The 21,846-nt window shown below is 38.2% G+C and carries 14 protein-coding genes and 1 pseudogene; 13 read left to right on the forward strand and 2 right to left on the reverse strand.

The window, feature by feature from the left end; translation table 11 throughout:
• Positions 1-617: 617 nt before the first annotated feature.
• The 7 genes from atpH to ACFIJZ_RS02180 all read left to right on the forward strand — a co-directional run bounded on the left by atpH (position 618) and on the right by ACFIJZ_RS02180 (position 8,527).
• Complete coding sequence (atpH, locus tag ACFIJZ_RS02150; protein ID WP_273790514.1) at positions 618-1,199, forward strand: ATP synthase F1 subunit delta; 582 nt, start codon at positions 618-620, stop codon at positions 1,197-1,199.
• The gene (gene atpA, locus ACFIJZ_RS02155; RefSeq protein ID WP_273790513.1) at positions 1,199-2,734 is read left to right on the forward strand and encodes a F0F1 ATP synthase subunit alpha; all 1,536 of its coding nucleotides are present in this window, start codon (positions 1,199-1,201) and stop codon (positions 2,732-2,734) included. The genes atpH and atpA overlap by 1 nt, the downstream gene beginning before the upstream one ends.
• Before the next feature lie 20 nt (positions 2,735-2,754).
• The gene (locus ACFIJZ_RS02160) at positions 2,755-3,666 is read left to right on the forward strand and encodes a F0F1 ATP synthase subunit gamma (RefSeq protein WP_273790512.1); all 912 of its coding nucleotides are present in this window, start codon (positions 2,755-2,757) and stop codon (positions 3,664-3,666) included.
• Between the two features lie 19 nt (positions 3,667-3,685).
• Positions 3,686-5,311 carry a F0F1 ATP synthase subunit beta gene (gene atpD, locus ACFIJZ_RS02165; RefSeq protein ID WP_375611724.1) on the forward strand — a complete coding sequence of 542 codons (1,626 nt, stop codon included), beginning with the start codon at positions 3,686-3,688 and terminating at the stop codon, positions 5,309-5,311.
• A 108-nt stretch (positions 5,312-5,419) separates the two neighbouring features.
• Positions 5,420-5,836, forward strand: coding sequence for an ATP synthase F1 subunit epsilon (gene atpC, locus ACFIJZ_RS02170; protein ID WP_273790510.1), 417 nt, complete (start codon positions 5,420-5,422; stop codon positions 5,834-5,836).
• Between the two features lie 23 nt (positions 5,837-5,859).
• Entirely contained in the window at positions 5,860-7,488 is a 1,629-nt protein-coding gene (locus tag ACFIJZ_RS02175; protein ID WP_375630912.1) for an MFS transporter, read from the forward strand.
• A 31-nt stretch (positions 7,489-7,519) separates the two neighbouring features.
• Positions 7,520-8,527 (forward strand): HlyD family secretion protein, encoded by a 1,008-nt coding sequence (locus tag ACFIJZ_RS02180; RefSeq protein ID WP_375630913.1) that lies wholly within the window; start codon positions 7,520-7,522, stop codon positions 8,525-8,527.
• A 2,028-nt stretch (positions 8,528-10,555) separates the two neighbouring features.
• Here ACFIJZ_RS02180 and ACFIJZ_RS02185 read toward each other — a convergent pair.
• Entirely contained in the window at positions 10,556-10,840 is a 285-nt protein-coding gene (locus ACFIJZ_RS02185) for a hypothetical protein (protein ID WP_273790507.1), read from the reverse strand.
• 849 nt (positions 10,841-11,689) lie between these two features.
• On the opposite strand from ACFIJZ_RS02185, the gene ispG reads away from it, so the two are divergent.
• The 3 genes from ispG (at position 11,690) to ACFIJZ_RS02200 (ending at position 15,994) form a co-directional block, all read left to right on the forward strand.
• Positions 11,690-12,931: a flavodoxin-dependent (E)-4-hydroxy-3-methylbut-2-enyl-diphosphate synthase gene (gene ispG / locus ACFIJZ_RS02190; protein WP_273790506.1), complete on the forward strand. Its 1,242-nt coding sequence runs from the start codon at positions 11,690-11,692 to the stop codon at positions 12,929-12,931.
• A gap of 500 nt (positions 12,932-13,431) precedes the next feature.
• On the forward strand, positions 13,432-14,583 hold the full coding sequence (locus tag ACFIJZ_RS02195) for an MFS transporter (protein WP_375630914.1): 1,152 nt from the start codon (positions 13,432-13,434) through the stop codon (positions 14,581-14,583).
• Positions 14,584-15,658: 1,075 nt separating this feature from the next.
• Complete coding sequence (locus ACFIJZ_RS02200; RefSeq protein ID WP_375630915.1) at positions 15,659-15,994, forward strand: hypothetical protein; 336 nt, start codon at positions 15,659-15,661, stop codon at positions 15,992-15,994.
• A 1,681-nt stretch (positions 15,995-17,675) separates the two neighbouring features.
• Here the strand turns inward: ACFIJZ_RS02200 and ACFIJZ_RS02205 are convergent.
• Positions 17,676-18,578, reverse strand: coding sequence for a polyprenyl synthetase family protein (locus tag ACFIJZ_RS02205; protein WP_273790503.1), 903 nt, complete (start codon positions 18,576-18,578; stop codon positions 17,676-17,678).
• 425 nt (positions 18,579-19,003) lie between these two features.
• Between ACFIJZ_RS02205 and rpmF the strand changes: the two genes are divergently transcribed.
• From rpmF to ACFIJZ_RS02220, 3 genes and pseudogenes are all read left to right on the forward strand, one after another.
• A complete protein-coding gene (gene rpmF / locus ACFIJZ_RS02210; RefSeq protein WP_005774555.1) occupies positions 19,004-19,183 on the forward strand; it encodes a 50S ribosomal protein L32 in 180 nt (59 codons plus the stop codon).
• 131 nt (positions 19,184-19,314) lie between these two features.
• A complete protein-coding gene (locus ACFIJZ_RS02215; protein ID WP_273790502.1) occupies positions 19,315-19,509 on the forward strand; it encodes a hypothetical protein in 195 nt (64 codons plus the stop codon).
• Positions 19,510-20,975: 1,466 nt separating this feature from the next.
• Positions 20,976-21,697: pseudogene (locus ACFIJZ_RS02220) on the forward strand (tyrosine-type recombinase/integrase); the annotation flags it as partial.
• Between the last annotated feature and the right edge of the window lie 149 nt (positions 21,698-21,846).

Raw genomic sequence — 21,846 nt, forward strand, 5'->3', positions numbered from 1 at the left:
TGAAAAGAGAGAATCTTTCGATATTTGAAGCTCATCCGGTATGAAAAATGATATATTATCATTATAAATCAATGTTTTGTATATTAAAAGAGTGTGCTTACAAGAAAATATTACTTGGTAAAATTTTTTAAAAGGAGTGGGTATTTGAAGAAAAAAGATCAATGTTTTCTTTAATTTTTAGGAGGATATTCATTGTTTTTTCTTTCTTATCAGTTTGAAATAATAGACTTTTTCAGTCGCCGTCGTCTTTCGTTAAAGGTTTTGTGGTGATAAAGGGAATGTTTTGTTATGGTGACAAGAGCGTTTGGTGACAAGAGCGTTTGAAGAAAAATCAAAGAGAGTGAAAAAATCGCTCAGAGAATGTCAAAAAGAGGCATAAAAAAACTGTGATGCCATCCTGTATATCTAAAAAAATGCTTTTCAAAAATATTTTGAATATTTTATTAAAATTTTTGAAAAGCAGCGATTTGTGGTGTTGCGAGTCGGCTATGTCTATGCTAGAAACCAAGTGATTTTTGTTCTAGGTTTTAAGAAGAAGATTCTTAAGATTGAGAATGTCTGTTTCATTTCATCTGATAACTATCAGAGAGTCGCTCAAGGGAAAGAGGCGGTATTTCGTGTCGGATTCATTTTCTCTCATACCGCTGCCGTTGGTAGATCAACGCTATGCGCAAGCGCTTTTTGATTGCGTTCAAGAAGCCGGAAACGTCGAAAAGGTTGAAAAGGCAGTAGAGGATCTTTTGCTTGTTTTGGAGAATAAGGATTTAAAATTCTTTGTGCTCAGTCCATTCTTTTCAGTTAAAGAGCAAATTAAGGTGATGCAATCTGTTTGTGCAAACATCAAATTTGCTGATAAAAACGCAGGGCAGGTCATTGGTAATTTTTTACGCGTTATTGTAATAAACCGTAGGCTTAGTGCCGTATTTGGTATTTTACATGCTTTCCAGCGTTGTGTTGCACGCGCTCGTAGGCAGGTTACTGCGCAAATTGTTTCTGCGCGCCCCTTAAGTTCTCAACAAAGACAAGAGTTGTGTGAGGCTTTGGAAGGTGTTGTTGGAGGAAAAGTCTTGCTGCACATCATTGTGGATCCAACAATTCTTGGTGGATTAATCGTTCGTGTGGGGTCGTCTCAAATTGATACGTCTCTTCTCACAAAATTGTCTTCGCTTAAGCTTGCATTGAAAAAAGAGGTCAGCTGATGGATATTAGACCATCTGAAATTTCAAAAATTCTAAAAGAGCAAATCAAAAACTTTGACCAAAAGGCTGAGGTTTCAGAAATTGGTTGGGTTCTCTCTGTGGGAGATGGTATTGCTCGCGTTTATGGTTTGGATAATGTCCAAGCAGGGGAAATGGTCGCCTTTCCAAACGGTGTGCGCGGTATGGCACTCAATTTGGAAGTTGATAATGTTGGTGTGGTCATTTTTGGCTCAGATCGTGATATTCGTGAAGGTGATTGTGTAAAGCGGTTAGGCGCTATCGTCGATGTTCCTGTGGGCCCCGCTTTGCTTGGGCGTGTGGTTGATGCGTTGGGAAACCCTATAGATGGTAAGGGGCCCATTAAAGCAACAGAGCGTCGTCGTGTCGATGTTAAGGCTCCTGGAATTATTCCGCGTCAGTCTGTCCATGAACCGATGTCGACCGGATTGAAAGCGATTGACGCACTCATCCCTATTGGACGGGGGCAGCGTGAATTGGTGATTGGTGATCGCCAAACAGGAAAAACAGCAATTTTGCTCGATACATTTTTAAACCAAAAACCTTTTCATGAAAAAGGGGCTGGACGAGAGCAAGATAAAGTTTATTGTATTTATGTGGCTATCGGTCAAAAACGTTCGACGGTGGCACAATTCGTTAAAGTTTTAGAAGAACGTGGAGCGCTGGAATATTCTATTATTGTTGCAGCGACCGCTTCTGATCCAGCACCATTGCAATTTATTGCACCTCTTGCTGGATGTGCTATGGGTGAGTATTTCCGTGATAATGGGCAACATGCTTTGATCGGTTATGATGACTTGTCAAAACAGGCGGTAGCGTATCGTCAAATGTCTCTTTTATTGCGTCGTCCTCCAGGTCGTGAAGCTTATCCGGGAGATGTTTTCTATCTGCATTCGCGTCTTTTAGAGCGGGCTGCAAAGTTGAATGCGGAAAATGGATCTGGGTCGTTGACAGCTTTGCCAGTTATTGAAACGCAAGCAAATGATGTTTCTGCCTATATTCCTACAAATGTGATTTCGATTACTGATGGACAAATTTTTCTAGAGACTAATTTGTTTTATCAAGGAATTCGTCCTGCTGTAAATGTTGGTCTTTCTGTATCGCGTGTTGGTTCTGCCGCACAAATTAAGGCGATGAAGCAAGTTGCTGGCTCGATTAAAGGTGAATTGGCGCAATATCGTGAAATGGCAGCTTTTGCGCAGTTTGGCTCTGATTTGGATGCGTCAACCCAGCGTTTGTTAAATCGGGGTGCGCGCTTGACAGAGTTGTTGAAGCAGCCACAATTTTCTCCACTCAAAACAGAAGAACAGGTGGTGGTTATTTTCGCGGGTGTGAATGGCTATCTTGATGCTTTGGCGGTTTCTGATGTTGCGCGGTTTGAGCAGGGACTTTTGGTGCTTTTGCGTAGTGATTATCAAGATCTCTTAAAGGCAATTGCTGAGCAAAAGCAAATAACAGATGAGCTGAAAGATAAGTTGATAACTGTTCTTGATACTTATGCGAAAAATTTCTCGTGATGAATTGATGGAATGCTTGAATGGCTTCACTAAAAGATCTTAGAGACCGTATCGCTTCGGTTAAAGCAACACAAAAGATTACCAAAGCTATGCAAATGGTTGCAGCGGCAAGGTTGCATCGTGCTCAAGAGGCAGCGCAGTCTGCACGCCCTTATGCGAAGAAAATGGCTGATATTTTGACCAGTGTTGCTGCTGATGTAGATGGTGTTGATGCGCCTGCTCTTATGCGTGGTACGGGGCGCGATGATGTGCATCTTTTGGTGGTGTGTACTGCTGAGCGCGGTTTGTGTGGTGCTTTTAATGTGCAAATTGCTCGTCGTGCACGTGAACAGATTAAGGCATTGTTGGCGGCTGATAAAATAGTAAAAATTATCACTGTGGGTAAAAAGGGCGCGGATATTTTATCGCGTGATTACAAAGGCTTGATAATTGACCATATCGATTTGCATGCTGTAAAGCGAATTGGTTTTGCAGAGGCAGTGATGATTAGTCAACGAATTGTTGATTTATTCAATGAAGGCGCTTTCGATGTCTGTACGCTGTTTTATTCTGAATTTGTTTCCGTAATTAATCAGCGTCCAACAGCTTTGGATTTGATTCCAATGGTTGCTCCAAAAGCAGCTGTTGGGGCAATAGATGTTGTGGAGCAAACCGATCATAACACAGGTTCACAATCGATTGTTTATGAATATGAACCTGATGCTGCGTCTCTTTTAGAGGCCCTTGTACCACGTAATCTTTCGGTGCAAATCTTTCGGGCTTTGCTGGAAAATGTTGCTGGTGAGATGGGCGCCAAGATGACAGCTATGGATAATGCATCGCGCAATGCGGGTGAAATGATTAGTAAATTGACGGTGGCTTATAATCGTCAACGTCAAGCACAGATTACGACAGAATTGATCGAAATTATTGCGGGCGCTGAAGCGCTTTAAATGGAGAAGGTAAGGATTGATGGTAAAAGCAGTAACCTCAAGCAAAGGAACAGAAAAAGGTGAAAAAAAGAAACCAGCTGCTCGTTCCAGCGTGAAAAAAGCCGCTTCGAAATCTCAAGTGGATGTAAAGGCTTCCTCTGTACCTGCGCGTGATGCAGCTAAAGATACACCTGTAAAAAAAGATACATCCGCAAAAAAAGAAGAGCGTGCAAAAGGCGCTGTTGGTGAAATCAAGCAGATTATTGGTGCTGTCGTTGATGTGCAATTTGAAGGTGAATTGCCAAATATTCTCAACGCTTTGGAAACAGAGAATTTAGGTAATCGCTTGGTATTAGAAGTTGCGCAGCATTTGGGTGAAAATACCGTGCGTACGATTGCTATGGATACGACTGATGGTTTGATGCGGGGCCAAAAGGTTGTGGATACAGGCACACAAATTAGCGTTCCTGTAGGAGAAGCAACGTTGGGACGTATTATGAATGTGATTGGGGAGCCGGTGGATAATGTGGGACCAATCGCTTCAACCAAAACACGTTCTATTCACCAAGAGGCACCTGAATATGTTGAGCAATCGACTGTTTCGGAAATTCTCGTCACCGGTATTAAAGTCGTGGATTTGTTAGCCCCTTATTCTAAAGGGGGTAAAATTGGCTTGTTTGGTGGTGCTGGTGTTGGAAAAACCGTTCTCATTATGGAGCTTATAAACAATATTGCAAAGGCACATGGTGGCTATTCTGTATTTGCTGGTGTGGGAGAACGTACACGTGAAGGAAATGATCTTTATTATGAAATGATCGAAAGCCGCGTGAATGTGAATCCAAAAGAGAATAATGGTTCAACGGAAGGGTCAAAGTGTGCCCTTGTTTACGGGCAAATGAATGAACCACCAGGAGCACGTGCGCGTGTGGCTCTTTCAGGATTGACAATTGCAGAAAGTTTCCGTGATGAAGGACAAGATGTTCTCTTCTTTGTGGATAATATTTTCCGTTTCACGCAAGCAGGAGCTGAGGTATCTGCTCTTTTAGGGCGTATTCCTTCTGCTGTTGGGTATCAGCCTACCTTGGCAACGGATATGGGGGCGTTGCAAGAACGTATTACCAGTACAAAAACAGGCTCTATTACTTCCGTTCAGGCAATTTATGTTCCGGCAGATGACTTGACGGATCCGGCGCCTGCAGCGTCTTTTGCTCATTTGGATGCAACAACTGTGCTTTCGCGCTCTATTGCGGAAAAGGGAATTTATCCGGCGGTTGATCCGCTTGACTCTTTTTCACGTATGTTGGATCCATTGATTGTGGGGGAAGAGCATTACACAGTTGCTTGTCAAGTACAAACCATTTTACAACGTTATAGAGCGCTTCAGGATATTATTGCTATTCTTGGAATGGATGAACTTTCTGAAGATGACAAGTTGCTGGTGGGGCGGGCGCGTAAAATTGAACGTTTCCTTTCACAACCTTTCCATGTTGCGGAAGCCTTTACTGGTTCGCCGGGGAAACTCGTTCCTTTAGAAGAGACAATCAAAGGCTTTAAAGGTCTTTGTGCTGGTGATTATGATGATTTGCCAGAAGCTGCTTTTTATATGGTTGGTTCGATTGATGAAGCACTTGAAAAAGGAAAGCGTCTCATGGCAGAGGCTTCTTAGTAAGAAGCTTCTTATTCAAGAAAAAACTGTCATGGGTATTTTTCGTTAAAAAGGACGCATCGTTGAAGAAAACAGAGAGTCCTTATATCGGGTATTGTGGAGATTTTTGTGGAAAACAATAGAGAAGAGCATTTTTTATTTGAGCTTGTATCGCCTGAAAAAATTGTGTTTTCAGAGCAGGTAGTGTCTGTTGTTCTTCCTTCAGCCTCAGGTTATTTGACAGTTATGGCGCATCATGCGCCATTGGTGGCAAGTATTGTGTTGGGTAGTGTTCGTGTTCGCACCTCTTTGGGTGAAAAATTATTTGCTGTATGCGGGGGCGTTGCAAATATTACCTTTTCGGGCTGCTCTTTATTGGTAGAGCACGTTGTGGCTGTAGAGAATCTTTCTTTTGATGCATTAGAACAGCAGATTTTGCAGATTCAAGCGACGTTAGAAGGAGGGACAAGTGATGAGGACAATCATAAAATAGAGTCTTTTTTCCAGCAGTTGTCAGCTGATGGTGCTGTATTGATAGAAGCGTAGCAGAGTATACAGGAAAAGGTGACATGAGCGGAAAAAAGAGTACGGTTGTGTCTGCTAAAAGGAGCGCAAAACCCTTTCCTCGTCCTGGTCGTGTCTTTGCGGGACCTTTGCCAAAGTGCTTTGTTTATATTTTGGCTTCTCTTATTTTGCAATGGGCTTATGGTTTAGGGGCTAATATTGTTCAGTCTAATATTGTCCATCTTACGGGTGATTTTCATGCAACTTTGGCCGAGACGACATGGCTGGTAGCGGCCTATATGGCGCCAAATGTGAGTGTAGCGATTATGTTGATCAAAATCCGCTATCAATTTGGGCTACGCGCTTTTGCTGAATTATCAATTCTTGGCTTTGTTTTGGTTTGCGTGTTGCAGCTCTTTGTTACGGATTTGCGTTCTGCATTGATTATTCGCTTTTTTGCTGGGATTGCTGCTGCTCCTTTGGCTTCGCTTGCGCTGCTTTATATGATGGAGGCTTTTGCTCCAGCAAAGAAGTTTACTATTGGTCTTAGTTTGAATTATATGAATGCGGCTTTAGCGGCACCTTTATCACGTTTGATTTCTCCTGATTTGCTGGAAAATGGTGGTTTTTCCAGTCTTTCCGCTCTGGAAATGGGGTTGGTTCTTATCAGCTTGGTCTGTATCTATACTTTGCCTCTTACTCCTGTTGTGCGTAGTAAGGTTATTCAAAAATTAGATTGGATAAGCTATGGTTTGATTGCTCTTGGTCTTGGATTAAATGCTGTGATCATGTCTGTTGGCATATTGTATTGGTGGTATGAAGCACCATGGATTGGTTGGGGGCTCGCACTTGCTATTTTCTCGTTGGCTATTGCTATTATTATTGAGCTTAATAGAGAAAAACCGTTGATTGATTTACGTTGGATTTTCAGTAAAGAAATGATCCAATCTGTTTTTATTTTATTGATCTTTCATGTTTTTTTATTGGAGCGGTCAAATTTGCCCGTAGGGTTTTTTAATCTTTTTGGTTTGCTCAATCGTGAGATGGCGCCCATGTATCTTGCGGTGACATTAGGGATTCTGTTAGGGGGGGCTGTTTGTGTCTTTTTTTTACGGGCGGGGCGTGAGGATTATTTTTATTTGTTATCTTTAGGTTGTTTGGCGTTGGGAGCTTATTTAGACAGTCATGTAAACTATTTAACGCGTCCGAAAGATATGATGTTGAGCCAAGGGTTGGTGAGTTTTAGTTATGCACTTTTTTTGCCTCCTGCTCTTTTCAAAGGGTTTGTGATCGCTGGTGAGCGAGGACCGCGTTACGTTTTAAGTTTTATTGCTGTTTTTTTGTTAACGCAAGTGACAGGGGGATTGATGGGGTCGGCTTTTTTTGGCAGCCTACAGTTTTATTTTGCCCATAAAAACTTTGAGTCCTTAACACAAAATATTATTATTACTGATCCGCTTATTTCTGGTGAGATGAATACTTTATTTTCGCCTTCTTATGGTGTTTCTGTTCCCAATGGCTTGAGAAGTGAGCAGGGTACTTCTATGTTGATAGAGAAGTTTAAGTTAACAGCAAATATTTTTGCTTATGATGACGTTTTTCGGCTTTATTTTTATATTTCAATGGTTGTATTCGTTATTTTTCTTGTCACAATGATTGTTAAGTCATGCTCTTTGCGTGCATTAGAAAAGTAGAGTAATGTCATAGAAAGAGGGGTGCAAAAAAATGATAAAAAAATTACGGTCAAAAGCTACGATTGTTGCATTCCTATCGGGTATTACGGGTGTTTTGCTGATTTTGTGGGCTTGGAGACTTCCTCCTTTTGTGAGTAACATTCAAATAACCGATAATGCTTCCATTAAGGGCAATGTTACTCTGGTTAGTTCACAGATCTCTGGGGTGATTGCACGGATTTATGTGCAAGATTATCAACGCGTTGAAAAGGGAATGCTGCTCTTTGAGCTCGATGATTCTCTTTTTCGCCAGCAGCTTGCACGGGCACAGGCTGTTCTCGATTCAAAAAATGCAAAACTGGCAAGTATTGAATTACAAGCACAGCTTTTGCAGGGCGAGATTAATACAGCAGAGGTGGAGTTGGCGCGTTCACGAGCATTTTCCAATGTTGTTCCAGATAGTAAAAAGTTAGGTTTTGGTGATGCGGCAAGTTCTGTTTCTCGTCCTCTTTCACAACTCTTGACAGCTCTCGAAACAAAACGCCAATTGCAAAAACAATTGGATCTTGAACGGCAAAGTTTACAGTCAGAAATTTCTGGAGCGAAGGTGAGTGTTGAGTTGGCAAAACTTAATCTCGATCATACAAAGATTTTATCTCCTCGAACAGGCTATATTGGATTAGTTGGAGCGCGGGTAGGGCAATATGTTATGCCGGGGACACAATTGGTCTCTGTTATTTCTGATGATATTTGGATTATTGCTAATTATAAGGAAACGCAACTTTCTCAGATGCGTGTGGGACAACCGGTTGTTTTTTCTGTTGATGCATTGAACAACAAAAAGTTAACAGGGCGTGTGGTTCGTTTTGCACCTGCTACAGGCTCAGAGTTTTCATTGTTAAAAACGGATACGACAATTGGTAATTTTATCAAAATTGCGCAACGTATTTCAGTACGGATTGCTTTAGATCCTGGACAGGAAGGGATTGAAAAACTCATTCCTGGCATGTCCGTGGTTACCTATGTAGATACTTCGCAGCGAGTCGATTCTGGAGGATAAAATTTTGGGTTTTTTCAGTTTAATTTTTGCGTCATTTACTTATAGCAAATGGATATTCACGTTAGAAGATTTCGTTTGGTTTGCTATACTACATCTTTTAAAGCTCTTAAGCTTCTTATTATTCTATTTCATGATGTAAAATAATGTGCCTTAGAATATTAAAGCGCATGCATCTTTACTCACTTCCATTTCTTTTGAAATAACTCAGTAGGGGGGGATGGAGTATTGGAAGCTTTGCCTGTCGTTTCTAGCAACATCATCTTTTGAGGTGTGGAAAGGAGGTTCTTCTTTTTATCTGAGTGTACTCTTTATGTGATATTTGCATGATGTGAGGCAGATCATTGAAAAATCTATCTCTGATAGATGTGTTGTTATTATCAATCTGTATTGTGTGTATAACAATGATGCTAAGTTTGAAAACTGTCGCAATAATCTAGCTAAAAAACGCTTATACATAATATTGTACTTTATGGGGACACACTATAGAGCGTATAAAATGTAGTTACCGGAGCAGATATAGCCGATGAAAGATGTGTAATGGTGTTGTCTATTTGTCTTTGTAAGGGACTAAATCGTTATCTATCTAGGTCAATATGCCTTCGTTTTCTTTTTGTTTTTCAGTTCCAAACATTTTACGAATATTCTCTTGTTATGTTCACTGTAATTCTTAAAGTTTAGCTCGTCCTCTAGCTTCACTTTCAGCTCTCCGTTTTTCAGCTTCAGCTTCCCATTTTCATATTCGGCTTTTCGTTTAGCTTCCTCTTCAGCTTTTTTCTGACGTTCTATGGCAAGTTCATGATCAGCTACTCGTACGTTTTCACAATTTTTTTTAGTTTAATGACTATAGAGTGGTTGGGTATAATCTTTGTGTCGTTTTCTAATTTTCTTTGTTGGGTTATTGCCGAGGCTTTCATTTGTAGAACTCGTATTCGTGAATCTGTAGGGCTGCGTAGAGTGTTTGAATGGGCTGAATTTGATCAGTATCTTTAGGACTTTTAAGTTGATCAATAAGCTGTTTTATGTTTTTTTTGTTTTTCACGCGCTTTTTCGTAAATAGCTTGTTCTATGTTGTGTTTTGGCTTTTTGTTCATCAAAAATATCAACTGCGGCTTTTGATTTTGCGTTTTTTAATGGCTCTTTAGTATAAGAATTTTTCTTTCCTCTTTTCAGTATTTTTGCTGCTGCTGATACCTGTCAATTTTTGAAAGTGACTAAAATTAGAGCGATGGAGGCCATGACTCTTTTGCTTTTTGAATGTTCTTTGAAGAGCTGCGGATGTTTTATTTAAGAAACCATGTCGTTTTTTTATTTCATCGAGTGGATTTTTAAAATGTGCAAGCTGTTGTTTTTCTTGTTTAATCTGTTCTATATTTTGGCAAAATGAGTTGGAAAAAAATAGAAGAATTATTGCAAATACGCTCGTGTGAAATTCAAAGGAAAATGCAATGATTGTTGTTGAGAAACATTTCTTTTGTCTAAAGGTATTTTTTATAAAAAATACCTGGTAGTGAGAGGAGTGTGGGTTTTCAATATCAAAATATCCTCCCCTTTCCCCAATTAAAATGACAATCGGGGGCGTATAGAGTAAAAGTGTAAGCTTTTCCAGTATTAATTCTTTATTTTTAGTCTATATACACAATGAAGTTTTGGGAAGGCTGGGAAATTGGGGGAAGTTTTGGATTGAATATTTGAGTTGTTATCTTATTGTCCCGTGAATATCCTCATTTTAGGTGTGGTATCAGGCATCTTTTTGATGCGTTAAGTGTTTGTGTGGGGAGCACATTCGTTGTAGGGCTTGTTTGTTGCCTTTAGAAATGTTTTACTTTGAGGGGTGGTGATGTGAATCGCATGCGTTGATAGGTTTCCGATAGACAAAAGCTGGATTATAGACTGGCTGGATGGCTGGAAAACTTATCCTTTTGGGAGAGGGCGTAAAGTTAGGAGAAAGACGTAAAGTTTATATTTTGTAAACCATAAAAATGCCCGCTTTGAATCGGGCATTAAAAGGGAAGGTTATTGATTGTGTTATTAATGTTTACGGATTAGCAAGAAGCTTACTAAAACAATTCCTGCTGCTAATGCGAGGGTTTTTTTAGGATTTTCTTTCGCTTTTTTCTTTAATTCTGTAGCATGTTCGTTGAGGTGATAAAGTGCGTGACGGCCTTTTTGTTTCCATGTGTTAAACAGCTCAGAAATGTTTTCAAAGCTATCATTTTGAAAACTCCAATGATTTACGGGGACCAGCTCTCTTTTTAATTGTGCTATACGTTTTTTAATTTTAGCATTTTTTCTATGGGGTGAAAATAGACACATTTATTGACTCCTTCATGTGTTAAATTGTTGCGTGACAGTTGGAATTGTGTTTGGGGTTTTGCTATAACGGCTTGAAAATTGAAAAGTTGCATTGATAATGCCGCGCGTGGGTGAGATGAAAATTAAGAGTTTGAGTTTAATGAGGCATTTTTTAATGTGTCCGAGTTCATTTCATGATGGTTTTTGTTAAGGATGTAAGGTAAAAATTTTTACAAAATGGTGTAAGATTCATCATAAAGATGGTGGGCGATGTCTTCATTTTTTTGTTTGTTTAAAGTGTTGGGATATCTTTTGGCACTTGAAATAGTTTATAAGGAGTTTTTATCTACATATTCTCTTGTGGCTGTAGGGAGTGGTATTGATTGATTCAATTAAGAAGATTTAAAATGAGGAAATCTTACGATATTTGGGTTTAGCATTCAAATTTGTAAAAAATAGATTATTATAAATCAATATGTTGGATTAATTTGGCGATGTCTTTCATGCATTTTAAAAATGGTGTTTTGTTAGGCGTTATCTGTTGTGTTGTAAAACACTGTTTTGTGGTGACGTTGATGTAAGGTATCGGCATGCAACTAAAAAATACAGTATTGTCTCTGTTTGGTTTCAGTTTCTTTTTGAATCAACCAAGTGTAGAAGTATAAACTTGAACAGAAGTAGTAGAACTTATCCGGTGCGTCTATAGAATGAATCCACCTATGAGTTGAATTGCATCAGTGTTAGTAGGTAGAACCTTTTGAGAGCAATCTGTTAAGATTGGTGGGCGGTGTAATTTTCGTCCTTTGAAGCGCGGAGGAAGTCAATGTAAGTAATGATTGATAGCGCAGGTTTTAAAAATTTGAGGACTTGATGAATACGACCTATTTTTTATCTAAACCACTTGAGCGTCGTCGATCTGTTGGTGTTGCTGTTGGTGATGTGATCATTGGGGGGCAGAGCCCGATAGTTGTACAGTCAATGACCAATACAGATACCGCTGATGTTGATGCAACTGTTGCTCAAGTGGCTGCTCTTTGGCAAGCTGGTTCACAATTGGTTCGAATTACTGTTGATCGCGATGAAGCGGCGGCTGCTGTACCAAAAATACGGGAGCGATTGGAGAGGTTAGGATTTTTTGTACCATTGGTTGGGGATTTTCATTATATTGGTCATAAGCTTTTATCTGAGCATCCTGCGTGTGCTGAGGCGCTTGCAAAATATCGCATCAATCCTGGAAATGTTGGTTTTGGCGCAAAAAAAGATCGTCAATTTGCAGAAATTATTGAGATTGCTTGTCGGTATCATAAACCTATTCGCATTGGCGTGAATTGGGGCTCTCTTGATAATGCATTGTTAACACGGCTTATGGATGAAAATGCACAGCAAGAAAATCCTTTATCGGTTGCTGAAGTGATGCGGGAAACTGTTGTGCAGTCTGCTCTGCAATCGGCTCTTTGCGCTGAAGAGATGGGGTTGGGACGTGATAAAATTATTCTTTCTGCTAAAGTGAGTGACGTCCAAGATCTTATTGCTGTTTATACCACCTTAGCGGCGCGTTGTGATTATGCTCTTCATTTGGGATTAACGGAAGCTGGGATGGGAACAAAGGGCGTTGTTGCTTCTTCGGTGGCTTTGGGTATTTTATTACAGCAAGGGATTGGCGATACGATACGAATTTCCTTAACGCCAAAACCTGGTGGTGATCGGACACGAGAAGTAAAGGTGGGGCAAGAACTTTTGCAAGTGATGGGGTTTCGGCAATTTTTGCCTGTTGTTGCGGCTTGTCCTGGTTGTGGGCGCACAACCTCAACGGTCTTTCAACAATTGGCGCAAAAAATTGAAGCAGATTTATACAAAAATATGCCTATTTGGCGTGAAAAATACCCTGGCGTTGAAAGCTTGAAGGTTGCTGTGATGGGATGTATCGTCAATGGACCGGGGGAGTCAAAGCATGCGGATATTGGAATCTCTTTGCCTGGAGTGGGGGAAAGTCCTGCGGCACCTGTTTTCATTGAGGGACAAAAGGTAAAAACTTTGCGGGGTGATCACATTGCTGAAGAATTTGAAGCACTTTTGAGTGATTATATTCATACACGCTTTGGGCAAGGTTGAGGTAAAAATCGCATAAGGCTGAAGTAAAAATGGTGTGTCGTTTTTTAAAACAAGCTGTCTTCAATGTGAAGAGGGTGCTGTTGTATGCTGCTTTAGCTATGGTCAATACTGTTGTTGGTTGCTTATTATTTTAGGTAAAACCAGATGATATACCTGTTTTAGAATCAGAAGCTTATGAAGGATATTAATGAGTTTAAGTGTGTTAAGACTATTAAGCAAAACGATATGAATACTTTAATAGATCCGTAAATGTTGTTGCTGGTTTTTGGGCTGCTCTTGAGACAGTAAAATATTTAACGGATTTTGACAAATGTCAAATTATAGAAAGAACATTGTTTATTGATTTTTCAGGCATTTTCCCAGCATTTTTTGGGGTATCAAATTGATAGGATTGGAAATCCTTATAGCGATTATAGTCCTATTTGTCGTAAAATGTAAGCTTTTATATTGATATAAAATGATGTATACGGGTGCCTTTTTGGGCGTTATTGGGGGAATGCATGACAAGTATATTAGCGTTTGGCTTTTTATTTAATGGTATAAGGATTTTAACTGGCGCCTTTATTGTCTTTTATATGCTTGAAAAAGGCTTAACGCTTATTGATATAGGTGTCATTAAGTCGTTTCAGGCTTTTATTATGATGGTTACCGATATTCCTCTGGGATATTTTGCTGATCGAAAAAGTTATAAAATATCGATCGTTTTGGCAGCTGCTTTTGCTGCTACATGGCTCTTTCTCATGGGATTTTCTACAAGCTTTTATGGTTTTCTTTTGGCAGAAACTTTTAATGCCTTATCGCTAACATTAATTGCTGGGGCTTATAATGCTTTACTTGTTCAATATGCAAAAGCAAAAGTGACATCCACTAAAAAAGTGCTTGGTTCCAGCTCTCAATATAATTACATCGGCATGTTTATATTCAGTTTAATCGGGGCATATTTTGCTGATTATTCTAGCCAATATATATGGTATATCGCGGCGTTTTTAATGTTGATGACAACACTATTTGGTTTGTTTTTTCTTGATGACTTGAAGGGGGAGAAAAAACCAAATAAAGCGAATTCTCTCATTTGTGAAGCTAAGGAGATGTTATCTATTTTTATTAAAGTTCCTTATATCTCTTTATGCTTTTATTTTTCATTGATTTTTTTCAATATATTCTCGCAGTATTGGCAGTGGATATTTAAAGATTATGATATTAATGTCACTTATTTTGATCTTGGTGTGACATTTTCATTGATATTGCTCTCTCAGCTCTTGGCTAGTTTTCTCTTTACAAAACTAAGTGAAAGAGTGAATTTTATTTTACTGTTGTTTCTTTCGGCTTCACTGATTTTTACCATTGCTTTCTTTGAACCAAGAAAAGAAATTGCTGTCATTTTAGTCTGTATGATTTTTTATCTCATTAAGTATACATATCTTCGTGTAGAAGTTGTTTTGCATGATAGTATTAGTGATCATTTCAGGGCTACATATGAATCTTTCTTGTCAACCGTTGGGAGATTTAGCTTATTGGTATTTTTTTACATGAGTGCGTATATGGTCAATATATTTGGCTTTTTCTCACTCGTTTATATTTTTGCTATTTATTTATTGATTTACTTGTTGGCGGTATTTTTTTTAGAAGGAACTCTCAAAAAAGTTCAGTGAAAATATTAATTTATTACGATACGTGTTTTATAGGGTTTCATAGTGGGGCAAGGCTTTTATTTATTAAGGCACATCGTTGTTTTTGCATGTTGAATGAGAAAGCTGAATAGTGTCAGTTACTCTTATTTAAAATCTATGTATGTTGAAGTAATCAAAGTCATCCGCTTGTCGTTATAAGTGGGCGTGGCATAATAATCGTTAAAAAGGAAATAAAAATGCTGCTCATGAATATTGCGCCAAGAGTTGCTGATAAGATTGGACGCTGATAAAGAAAATGATTGTGCTGGATTATATGCTTATTAAGGAATGGTGATGGAGCAGTTTTCCCCATTTTCATTGGTTCCTTGCTGGTAACACTTTATCTCATTAGAGCTAATTTAAACAGTCGGACAATTTATAGCCTGTCCTCATAAGAATTCCCTTATGATCGATTTTGATATTTTGATGATCTATTTTATTGTTGGTATATTTAGCGGATTTTACCATTGCCTCCTTTAAAATATCAATCATCTTGTTGAGATATTTTCTTACATCTTTCATTCTCATTATAGCTCATTTTTGAGTATTTTCTCTTTGGTTGTGGCGTTAGCTTTGTATTTTCTGATGTTAGAAAATACTCTTATCCAGATAATAAACTTATCTATGGAAACTTTGAATGACAGCCCCCTCTTTGAGAGGGAATAAAATCAAGTACAGAAATATTGTTGAGTACAATTTGCTATAAATAAGCCACAAGAAACCAGCACATATTGATATATTTGATAGGAATCTGTTAGGCTGTACAAATTGTAGTTATTAAAAGATAAAGCGGTGAAATCGTTATCCATAACGCATATTGTAACATTTATAACTCTTTTTTTTGTATCCGTGTTGTTGGGATGTACGCGCGTAGATAGTCTAGAGCAGTACAATAACCTTTACGAAGAATATATAAGTGAAAAATACGAGACTTTTGAACATTTTCAAAAGCAGGAACAAGCAAGAAATTTCGTCTATAGCCGTGGCTATCAGAATATAGCGCCCAAATTTGATATTATATGGCATCGTCACATACTGATTGTTTTATGTGGACGTTTTGGTTAATTTATTGCGCGGTGATTATAATGAGGAGATGTCATGGGCAATGCTACCCAATGTCATAAGCAGTTTGCGGAATGACTATAATTGGAGAGAAAGCGATTTTATCTGGGCTTATAATATGTCTATGAATTCTACCGACCCCATGATTGATTATGCGAAAAAATTTCTTAATTCTTCAAGTGGAAATGGTATTAGCCCAACAACACAAATTATTGACCTTGTGTCTAGTATGAGAGCTGGTCATGATGACAATACTAAACAAATAGCGCGTTTTTGCATAGAGCTAAACACGATATATGACATGATGAAACCAAGAAGAATTTACAAATGACATTTAATGGGTAATGGGTAAAATTCTCTCGAAGGATATTAAATGGCTATAATACTCTTGATAATCGCGGCATTTTCTTGGCCATGTTGCATGTTTTTTTATTATGGCTTCAAAAGGTGGACATATTTTCCAGCTTTTACAACAGGTATAGGCTCACTTACAATGATGCTCTTCATTTTAATAAGAAAATTTCACTTGAAGGAGGAAATTTGCACTTGGATTGAAAAAACTACTTATCACAAATTAGATTGCGCTATTATATATAATAATAAGGATTTTCTTTATCTTTCTGTTGCAATGATCATTCTCTGTTTAATCTTATCAATTCTCTTTTTATGCGATGAATTGAATAAACGAGATAAAGAGTGTGACGAATTAAAGTTGTACAGTGATCATGATTATTATTCAATTGAAGTTATTACACAATTTTGTAAATAAAAATGTTTCTGCTTTTGAAGGAGCATGCCGACACAATCATTCACTTTTCTCGCCCCTAATGTTGCGGACAGCCCTTGGCTTTTAAGACGGTTCATAAGAGGCATTTTTTTAGTCTTTTCTTTGATGTTTTGCCCCACACGGCTTTTCCCGCTTGTGACGTGCAAGCAAGTGATTTTGATTGATTTAACATACACAGATTTGAAATGAGAGAATCTTATGATATTCAGGGTTCTTATTCAAGTTGAACAACCACGAATTATCATTATAAATCAATGTGTTATATCTTTCTTGCTAAGAAAAGAGAGATCGGTAATAATACTGCTTTGGTTTTTCGTTCTATTGAAATTAGTGGTTTTATTTATCCTGTTATGCCGTAACATACTGTCATTTGAGGGGTGGTGAAGGTATCCTGTTTGATACATTAAGTATTTTAAGAAGTGCATGGTGAATATTCTTAAGTCTTGTTTATTGCGTCTTTAGTTTAAGTGAATCGCATGCGTAGAAAGCGAGAGAAACCTACTCGGTAGGAAACTAGACTGTTTACAGAGCAGATTAGGTTAAAAGACTTTGTTCTTTGAGGGTGGCATAAAAATCAAAATAGCCATTATGTTCATTTTTTTCTGATATTTTAAATACGAGCTTCAAAAAAATGATGCTTAAACTAAACAACGAGCACTTTTGTAAAAGTGTTTTTAGAGAGCAAGCAATACACGAGTGAATTTACAGAATATAACCATATTTGATCTTCTACAACAAGATAGCGTGGAAAGGCATAAAAATTACGATTCTCTACTGAGGGCATTTACTTAGAGCATTGTACTTCTTTTATTGTTTTTTACGGGTTTATAAAATGCCTTGTTTTATACTTATTCTGTTTATTTTTTGCCTTATCGTTAGAAGATTAAAGACATAAAGGAGAAAACGAGTTTTCCTCTTTCGGTCGTTTTTTATTTGGCTTTAAAGCATCTACGGTAATATCTTTTAAAGCATAGTGATTGCGCATTGTTTCACATTTTCTTTCATTCTTTAATGGAAGGCATTTTTCATGCAAAATAGGATACCCAGAATGCATTTGTGTTATAAATTCACGCGGCTTGTTTTAATGAAATTCTTCTTAAGATTTGTCGCACCCATTTCATGATAAGGACTATAATGGAGATTAATGGTAACGTTTCTTTGAAAAGTCTATTATGCATTCAATAAATATGATGGTGTACACTATGTACAATATGGCGGATGAAGTTTAATTTTGGCGTATTGCACTAAAGTGTGCTGCTTGTTGGAGGGGGAGTGCTTTAGCGCCAAAAGGATGTAAGAATGCTTCTGCTTTACTGATGAGTGTATCTCGCTTTTTTTGGGTTTCTTTAATGCCGTAAAGATGAACAAAAGTGGCTTTTTGTGCCGTTTCATCTTTCCCAGCCGTTTTTCCTAGGGTTTGCGTGTTGGCGGTGACATCAAGAAGGTCATCGGTTAATTGAAAGGCTAAACCAAGATAGGTACCAAAATCAGTAAGCTTTTCAGTTAATTCTTTAGATGCATTGCCAATGATGGCACCTGCTTGGCAAGCAAAGCTTATCAGGGCTGCTGTTTTCATGTGTTGTAGAGTGATAATGTCAGTACTTTCTTGCGGTCTTTTTTCAGCTTCAAGGTCCAGCATTTGTCCACCTAACATACCGCCAAGCCCTGCCGATTGTGCAAGAGACGTGATCAGCTTGATTCTAATATCTGTAGATAAAATACTAGCTTTATGGGCAATAATTTCAAAGGCAAATGTTAAGAGGGCATTGCCTGCTAGAATTGCTGTTGCTTCATCAAATGCTACATGGACAGTGGGTTTTCCACGCCGGAGTATATCGTTATCCATAGCGGGAAGATCATCATGAATGAGCGAATAACAATGGATACATTCTAAGGCACATGCAACATCAAGAGAATGTTCTACAGGGACATCAAAAAGTGCAGCACTTTGAATTACAAGAAAAGGACGCAAGCGTTTTCCACCGTTCAGCACACCATAACGCATGGCTTTGATTAAGTTTTTAGGGCGTGAAATTTCACCATTTTGGATTTGATCACTTAACAGGGTATCAAGCCGCTTTTCAACGGTGTCTCTATGTTTTGCAAGAAGGGTGGTAAATTCGTGCATTCTTGCTTCCTTTGTTTTTACAAAAATGAAATTATGAAGTTTAAAGAGAAAGGTTGTCGCTTTTTCTTGTTTTCATAAATTGGCGTCGTTTTTTATTAAAAATCAACTTCTCTTTTTATCCGTATCTCTACTGTATGCGCAAATCCCTTTTTAAACCAAATAAAAATTGAATGAAGGTCTTATAAAAAAGCTTTCATTGGTGTATAAAATTCTCAAATTTTGCAGTGTTTTTGATATTCCTTTGATTATTGTGACACCATTTTTGATAACAAGAAGGTCATTTTTAGTAAGAGGAGGATCATTTTGACATTGCCTCTTCTTTTTTATCAGTGTATAATATCTTAAAATTTTATGGTGTTTTTAAATGAAGCATTGTCATTTTTGACATTGCTTTTTCTGTTTTAATGGATTTGGAGTGTCTTTTTATGGCTGTACCTAAACGAAAAACCTCTCCAGCGAAGAGGGGCATGCGCCGTTCGGCTGATGCTCTGAAGGCGCCGACTTATATCGAAGATAAAAATTCTGGTGAATTACGTCGTCCTCATCACATTGATTTGAAAACGGGAATGTATCGTGGGCGTTCCGTTTTAGTGGTTAAAGACTGAGCGTTTTCTTTCTTTTCCAGTGGTGAACTTCTTTTATTTCATCGATCAATGCACGCTTGGGGCGTGCATTTTCGCTTTAAGGTGAATGTTGAGGTTCTCTTGCATCGTCTTCTATCGATGTGGAACAGGGGATGTATCGTGGACGTTCTGTTTTAGTGGTTAAAACTTTAGCGTTTTCTTTCTTTTCCAGTGGTGAACTTCTTTTATTTCATCGATCAATGCACGCTTGGGGCGTGCATTTTCGCTTTAAGGTGAATGTTGAGGTTCTCTTGCATCGTCTTCTATCGATGTGGAACAGGGGATGTATCGTGGACGTTCTGTTTTAGTGGTTAAAACTTTAGCGTTTTATCTCTTTCAGTGGTGAACTTCTTTTATTTCATCGATCAATGCATGCTTGGGGCGTGCATTTTCGCTTTAAGGTGAATGTTGAGGTTCTCTTGCATCGTCTTCTATCGATGTGGAACAGGGAATGTATCGTGGACGTTCTGTTTTAGTGGTTAAAACTTTAGCGTTTTATCTCTTTCAGTGGTAAGTTTCTCTTGATTCATTAGTGAATGCATTGGGTAAGATGCGTTTTTCGCTTTTTCTTGGGAACATATGTGGGATAAAGTTTTGCCGTAGAGAAATGATTCTATTGTGGGAGATGATTTTCTTGTTTTCTTGAGAGGCTATAAAGGGCTACTTGTATCAGTGTCTTTTATGATGACTTCGTTAAGAGCTTGGGTATTGATATAAGTTAGCTCAGTAATAGAATCATTTTGTATCGCACTTAATCTTTATTGATTATAGAGAGAATCCTATTAGACCGTAAAATATCATCGTTTAAGGCAGTTGATCTATGTAAGGCTTTAAGCATATCGGTGTTTTTTATGAGAATATTTAAGGCAATGGTTGTCTATAGGCTTATATTGTGACATGTGATTCTCCTTAAAAAAATAGAGATCGACATCACATTGATTTATAAAGATCATTTGTTGTTTTGCGCCTTGAATGGAAGGTCTATCGTAGGATTTTCTCATTTCAAATTTCTCTCATGTTGAATCAATGACAATCACTTGCTTTTCGGTCACAAGTGGGGATGGTATGTGAGTAAAAACTCTATAAAAAAGGAAAAAATGTCTATAATGAATACTTTCAAATGTAAGAATTGTTGTAACATTGGGATTAAGTGTATGCTGATGCCAGCGTGCTTTCTTATGAGCAGAAAAGAGACAACCGTTACAAGACAGAAGGTGTACACATTCAATGATCTTTAGTGCTTTTGATTGATAAAGGTACATGAGACTTTTCTATGAATATCACGCTGTCTTTTCATATTTTTGAACTAAGAATTGTCCATATATTTTTCTTATTTTTGTGAATATAAGGGATTTGTTGCGAACAGCTTGTAAAAATAAGTAAACTTAAAACCAAATGTGTTGTGTATGGGGATGAGCAAAGTATTTTATCAAAGCCGGTACGACTCTCCAGTTCATAGCTGGTTTATGAGTGATTTTATGGTGGTGCTTACCTAAGTTTATGATTTTTTTGTTATCTGTTCATTACTAGACAACACATTGATTTATATATATAATTCACTGTTTTCATATTGAATTAGAACCCCGAATAACGTAAGATTCACTCATTTCAAATCTCTCTATCTAGAATCAATCAAAACCACTTGCTTGCACGTCACAAGCGGGATGAGTGTGTGGATAAAATTTGTATAAGAAAGGACTCTTATGAATTGTCTTAAGAGCCAAGGGCTGTAGCGCAACACCCACGAGCTGACAAATATAACGATGGTGCCGGCTTGCTTCTTCACAAACGTAAGAGATGGGGGTGGTGTCAATGGATTTACCGTTATACCTTTCCGGGGGCTGCGAAATGGGCTTGGGTGCCTTGAGAGATGTTTCTTTAAAACAAGCCCGTAATTGGCAACTGGGTGGCGGGCTGTTTTACGTGAGGGGCGTGATCCCATTAAAGAACGCAATAAACATAAAGCGTGAGGCAATAAGTAATCTCCATTATTTAAAAGATATTGCTCTAGATGCTTTTGAAAGCCGTAAAGCTGAATTAAAAAATGATGGTGAGGCTTGTGATTGGTTTTTACACTTACGCCTCCATATTCTCCCTAAATTAGGCTGTCTGCCCGTTTCAGAGATTACGCAAACTGAGATACGCAATACGCTTTCTCCCATTTGGCATGCAAAAGCTGGAACAGCTCAGACAGCACTGAAGCGTCTTAATCTTTGTCTTAAACATACGGTTGCCTTGGGTTTTGATGTTGATTTACAAGAAACGATAAAAGCATGCGCGCTCTTAGGGAAACAACGTCATAAAACGTAAAATAGACCAGCTATGGATTGGAGAGATGTGCCGGTTTTTTATCAGTTACTCTGTAAAACACAAAACATAACACAACTGGCTTTGCGTTTACTTATCCTGACAGGCGTTCATACTAATCCTTTGCGTCATATTCGTGAAGATCAGATTGAAGATGATATATGGACAATTCCTGCTGAGAATATCCAATCTTTAGCGGTTTGTTTGAAACAGAGATTGAGACTTTTAAGAGTTCTATGAATCATTCTAGATTTTATGTGTCCGATTGGAGTAAGAATATTGCGTATATCTCGTAATCTCTGAAATGAGAATATAACCTCATTTGGGAAAAATATAAA

The sequence above is a fragment of the Bartonella sp. CL70QHWL genome, assembly GCF_042194855.1.
Lineage (GTDB): Bacteria > Pseudomonadota > Alphaproteobacteria > Rhizobiales > Rhizobiaceae > Bartonella.

What these genes read in the sequence shown, in the direction of transcription:
- atpA (WP_273790513.1), top strand. Translation starts at nt 1,199, where the DNA reads ATGGATATTAGACCATCTGAAATTTCAAAAATTCTAAAAGAGCAAATC.
- ACFIJZ_RS02160 (WP_273790512.1), top strand. Translation starts at nt 2,755, where the DNA reads ATGGCTTCACTAAAAGATCTTAGAGACCGTATCGCTTCGGTTAAAGCA.
- atpD (WP_375611724.1), top strand. Translation starts at nt 3,686, where the DNA reads ATGGTAAAAGCAGTAACCTCAAGCAAAGGAACAGAAAAAGGTGAAAAA.
- ACFIJZ_RS02175 (WP_375630912.1), top strand. Translation starts at nt 5,860, where the DNA reads ATGAGCGGAAAAAAGAGTACGGTTGTGTCTGCTAAAAGGAGCGCAAAA.
- ACFIJZ_RS02180 (WP_375630913.1), top strand. Translation starts at nt 7,520, where the DNA reads ATGATAAAAAAATTACGGTCAAAAGCTACGATTGTTGCATTCCTATCG.
- ACFIJZ_RS02185 (WP_273790507.1), bottom strand. Translation starts at nt 10,840, where the DNA reads ATGTGTCTATTTTCACCCCATAGAAAAAATGCTAAAATTAAAAAACGT.
- ispG (WP_273790506.1), top strand. Translation starts at nt 11,690, where the DNA reads ATGAATACGACCTATTTTTTATCTAAACCACTTGAGCGTCGTCGATCT.
- ACFIJZ_RS02195 (WP_375630914.1), top strand. Translation starts at nt 13,432, where the DNA reads ATGACAAGTATATTAGCGTTTGGCTTTTTATTTAATGGTATAAGGATT.
- ACFIJZ_RS02205 (WP_273790503.1), bottom strand. Translation starts at nt 18,578, where the DNA reads ATGCACGAATTTACCACCCTTCTTGCAAAACATAGAGACACCGTTGAA.
- rpmF (WP_005774555.1), top strand. Translation starts at nt 19,004, where the DNA reads ATGGCTGTACCTAAACGAAAAACCTCTCCAGCGAAGAGGGGCATGCGC.
- ACFIJZ_RS02215 (WP_273790502.1), top strand. Translation starts at nt 19,315, where the DNA reads ATGTATCGTGGACGTTCTGTTTTAGTGGTTAAAACTTTAGCGTTTTCT.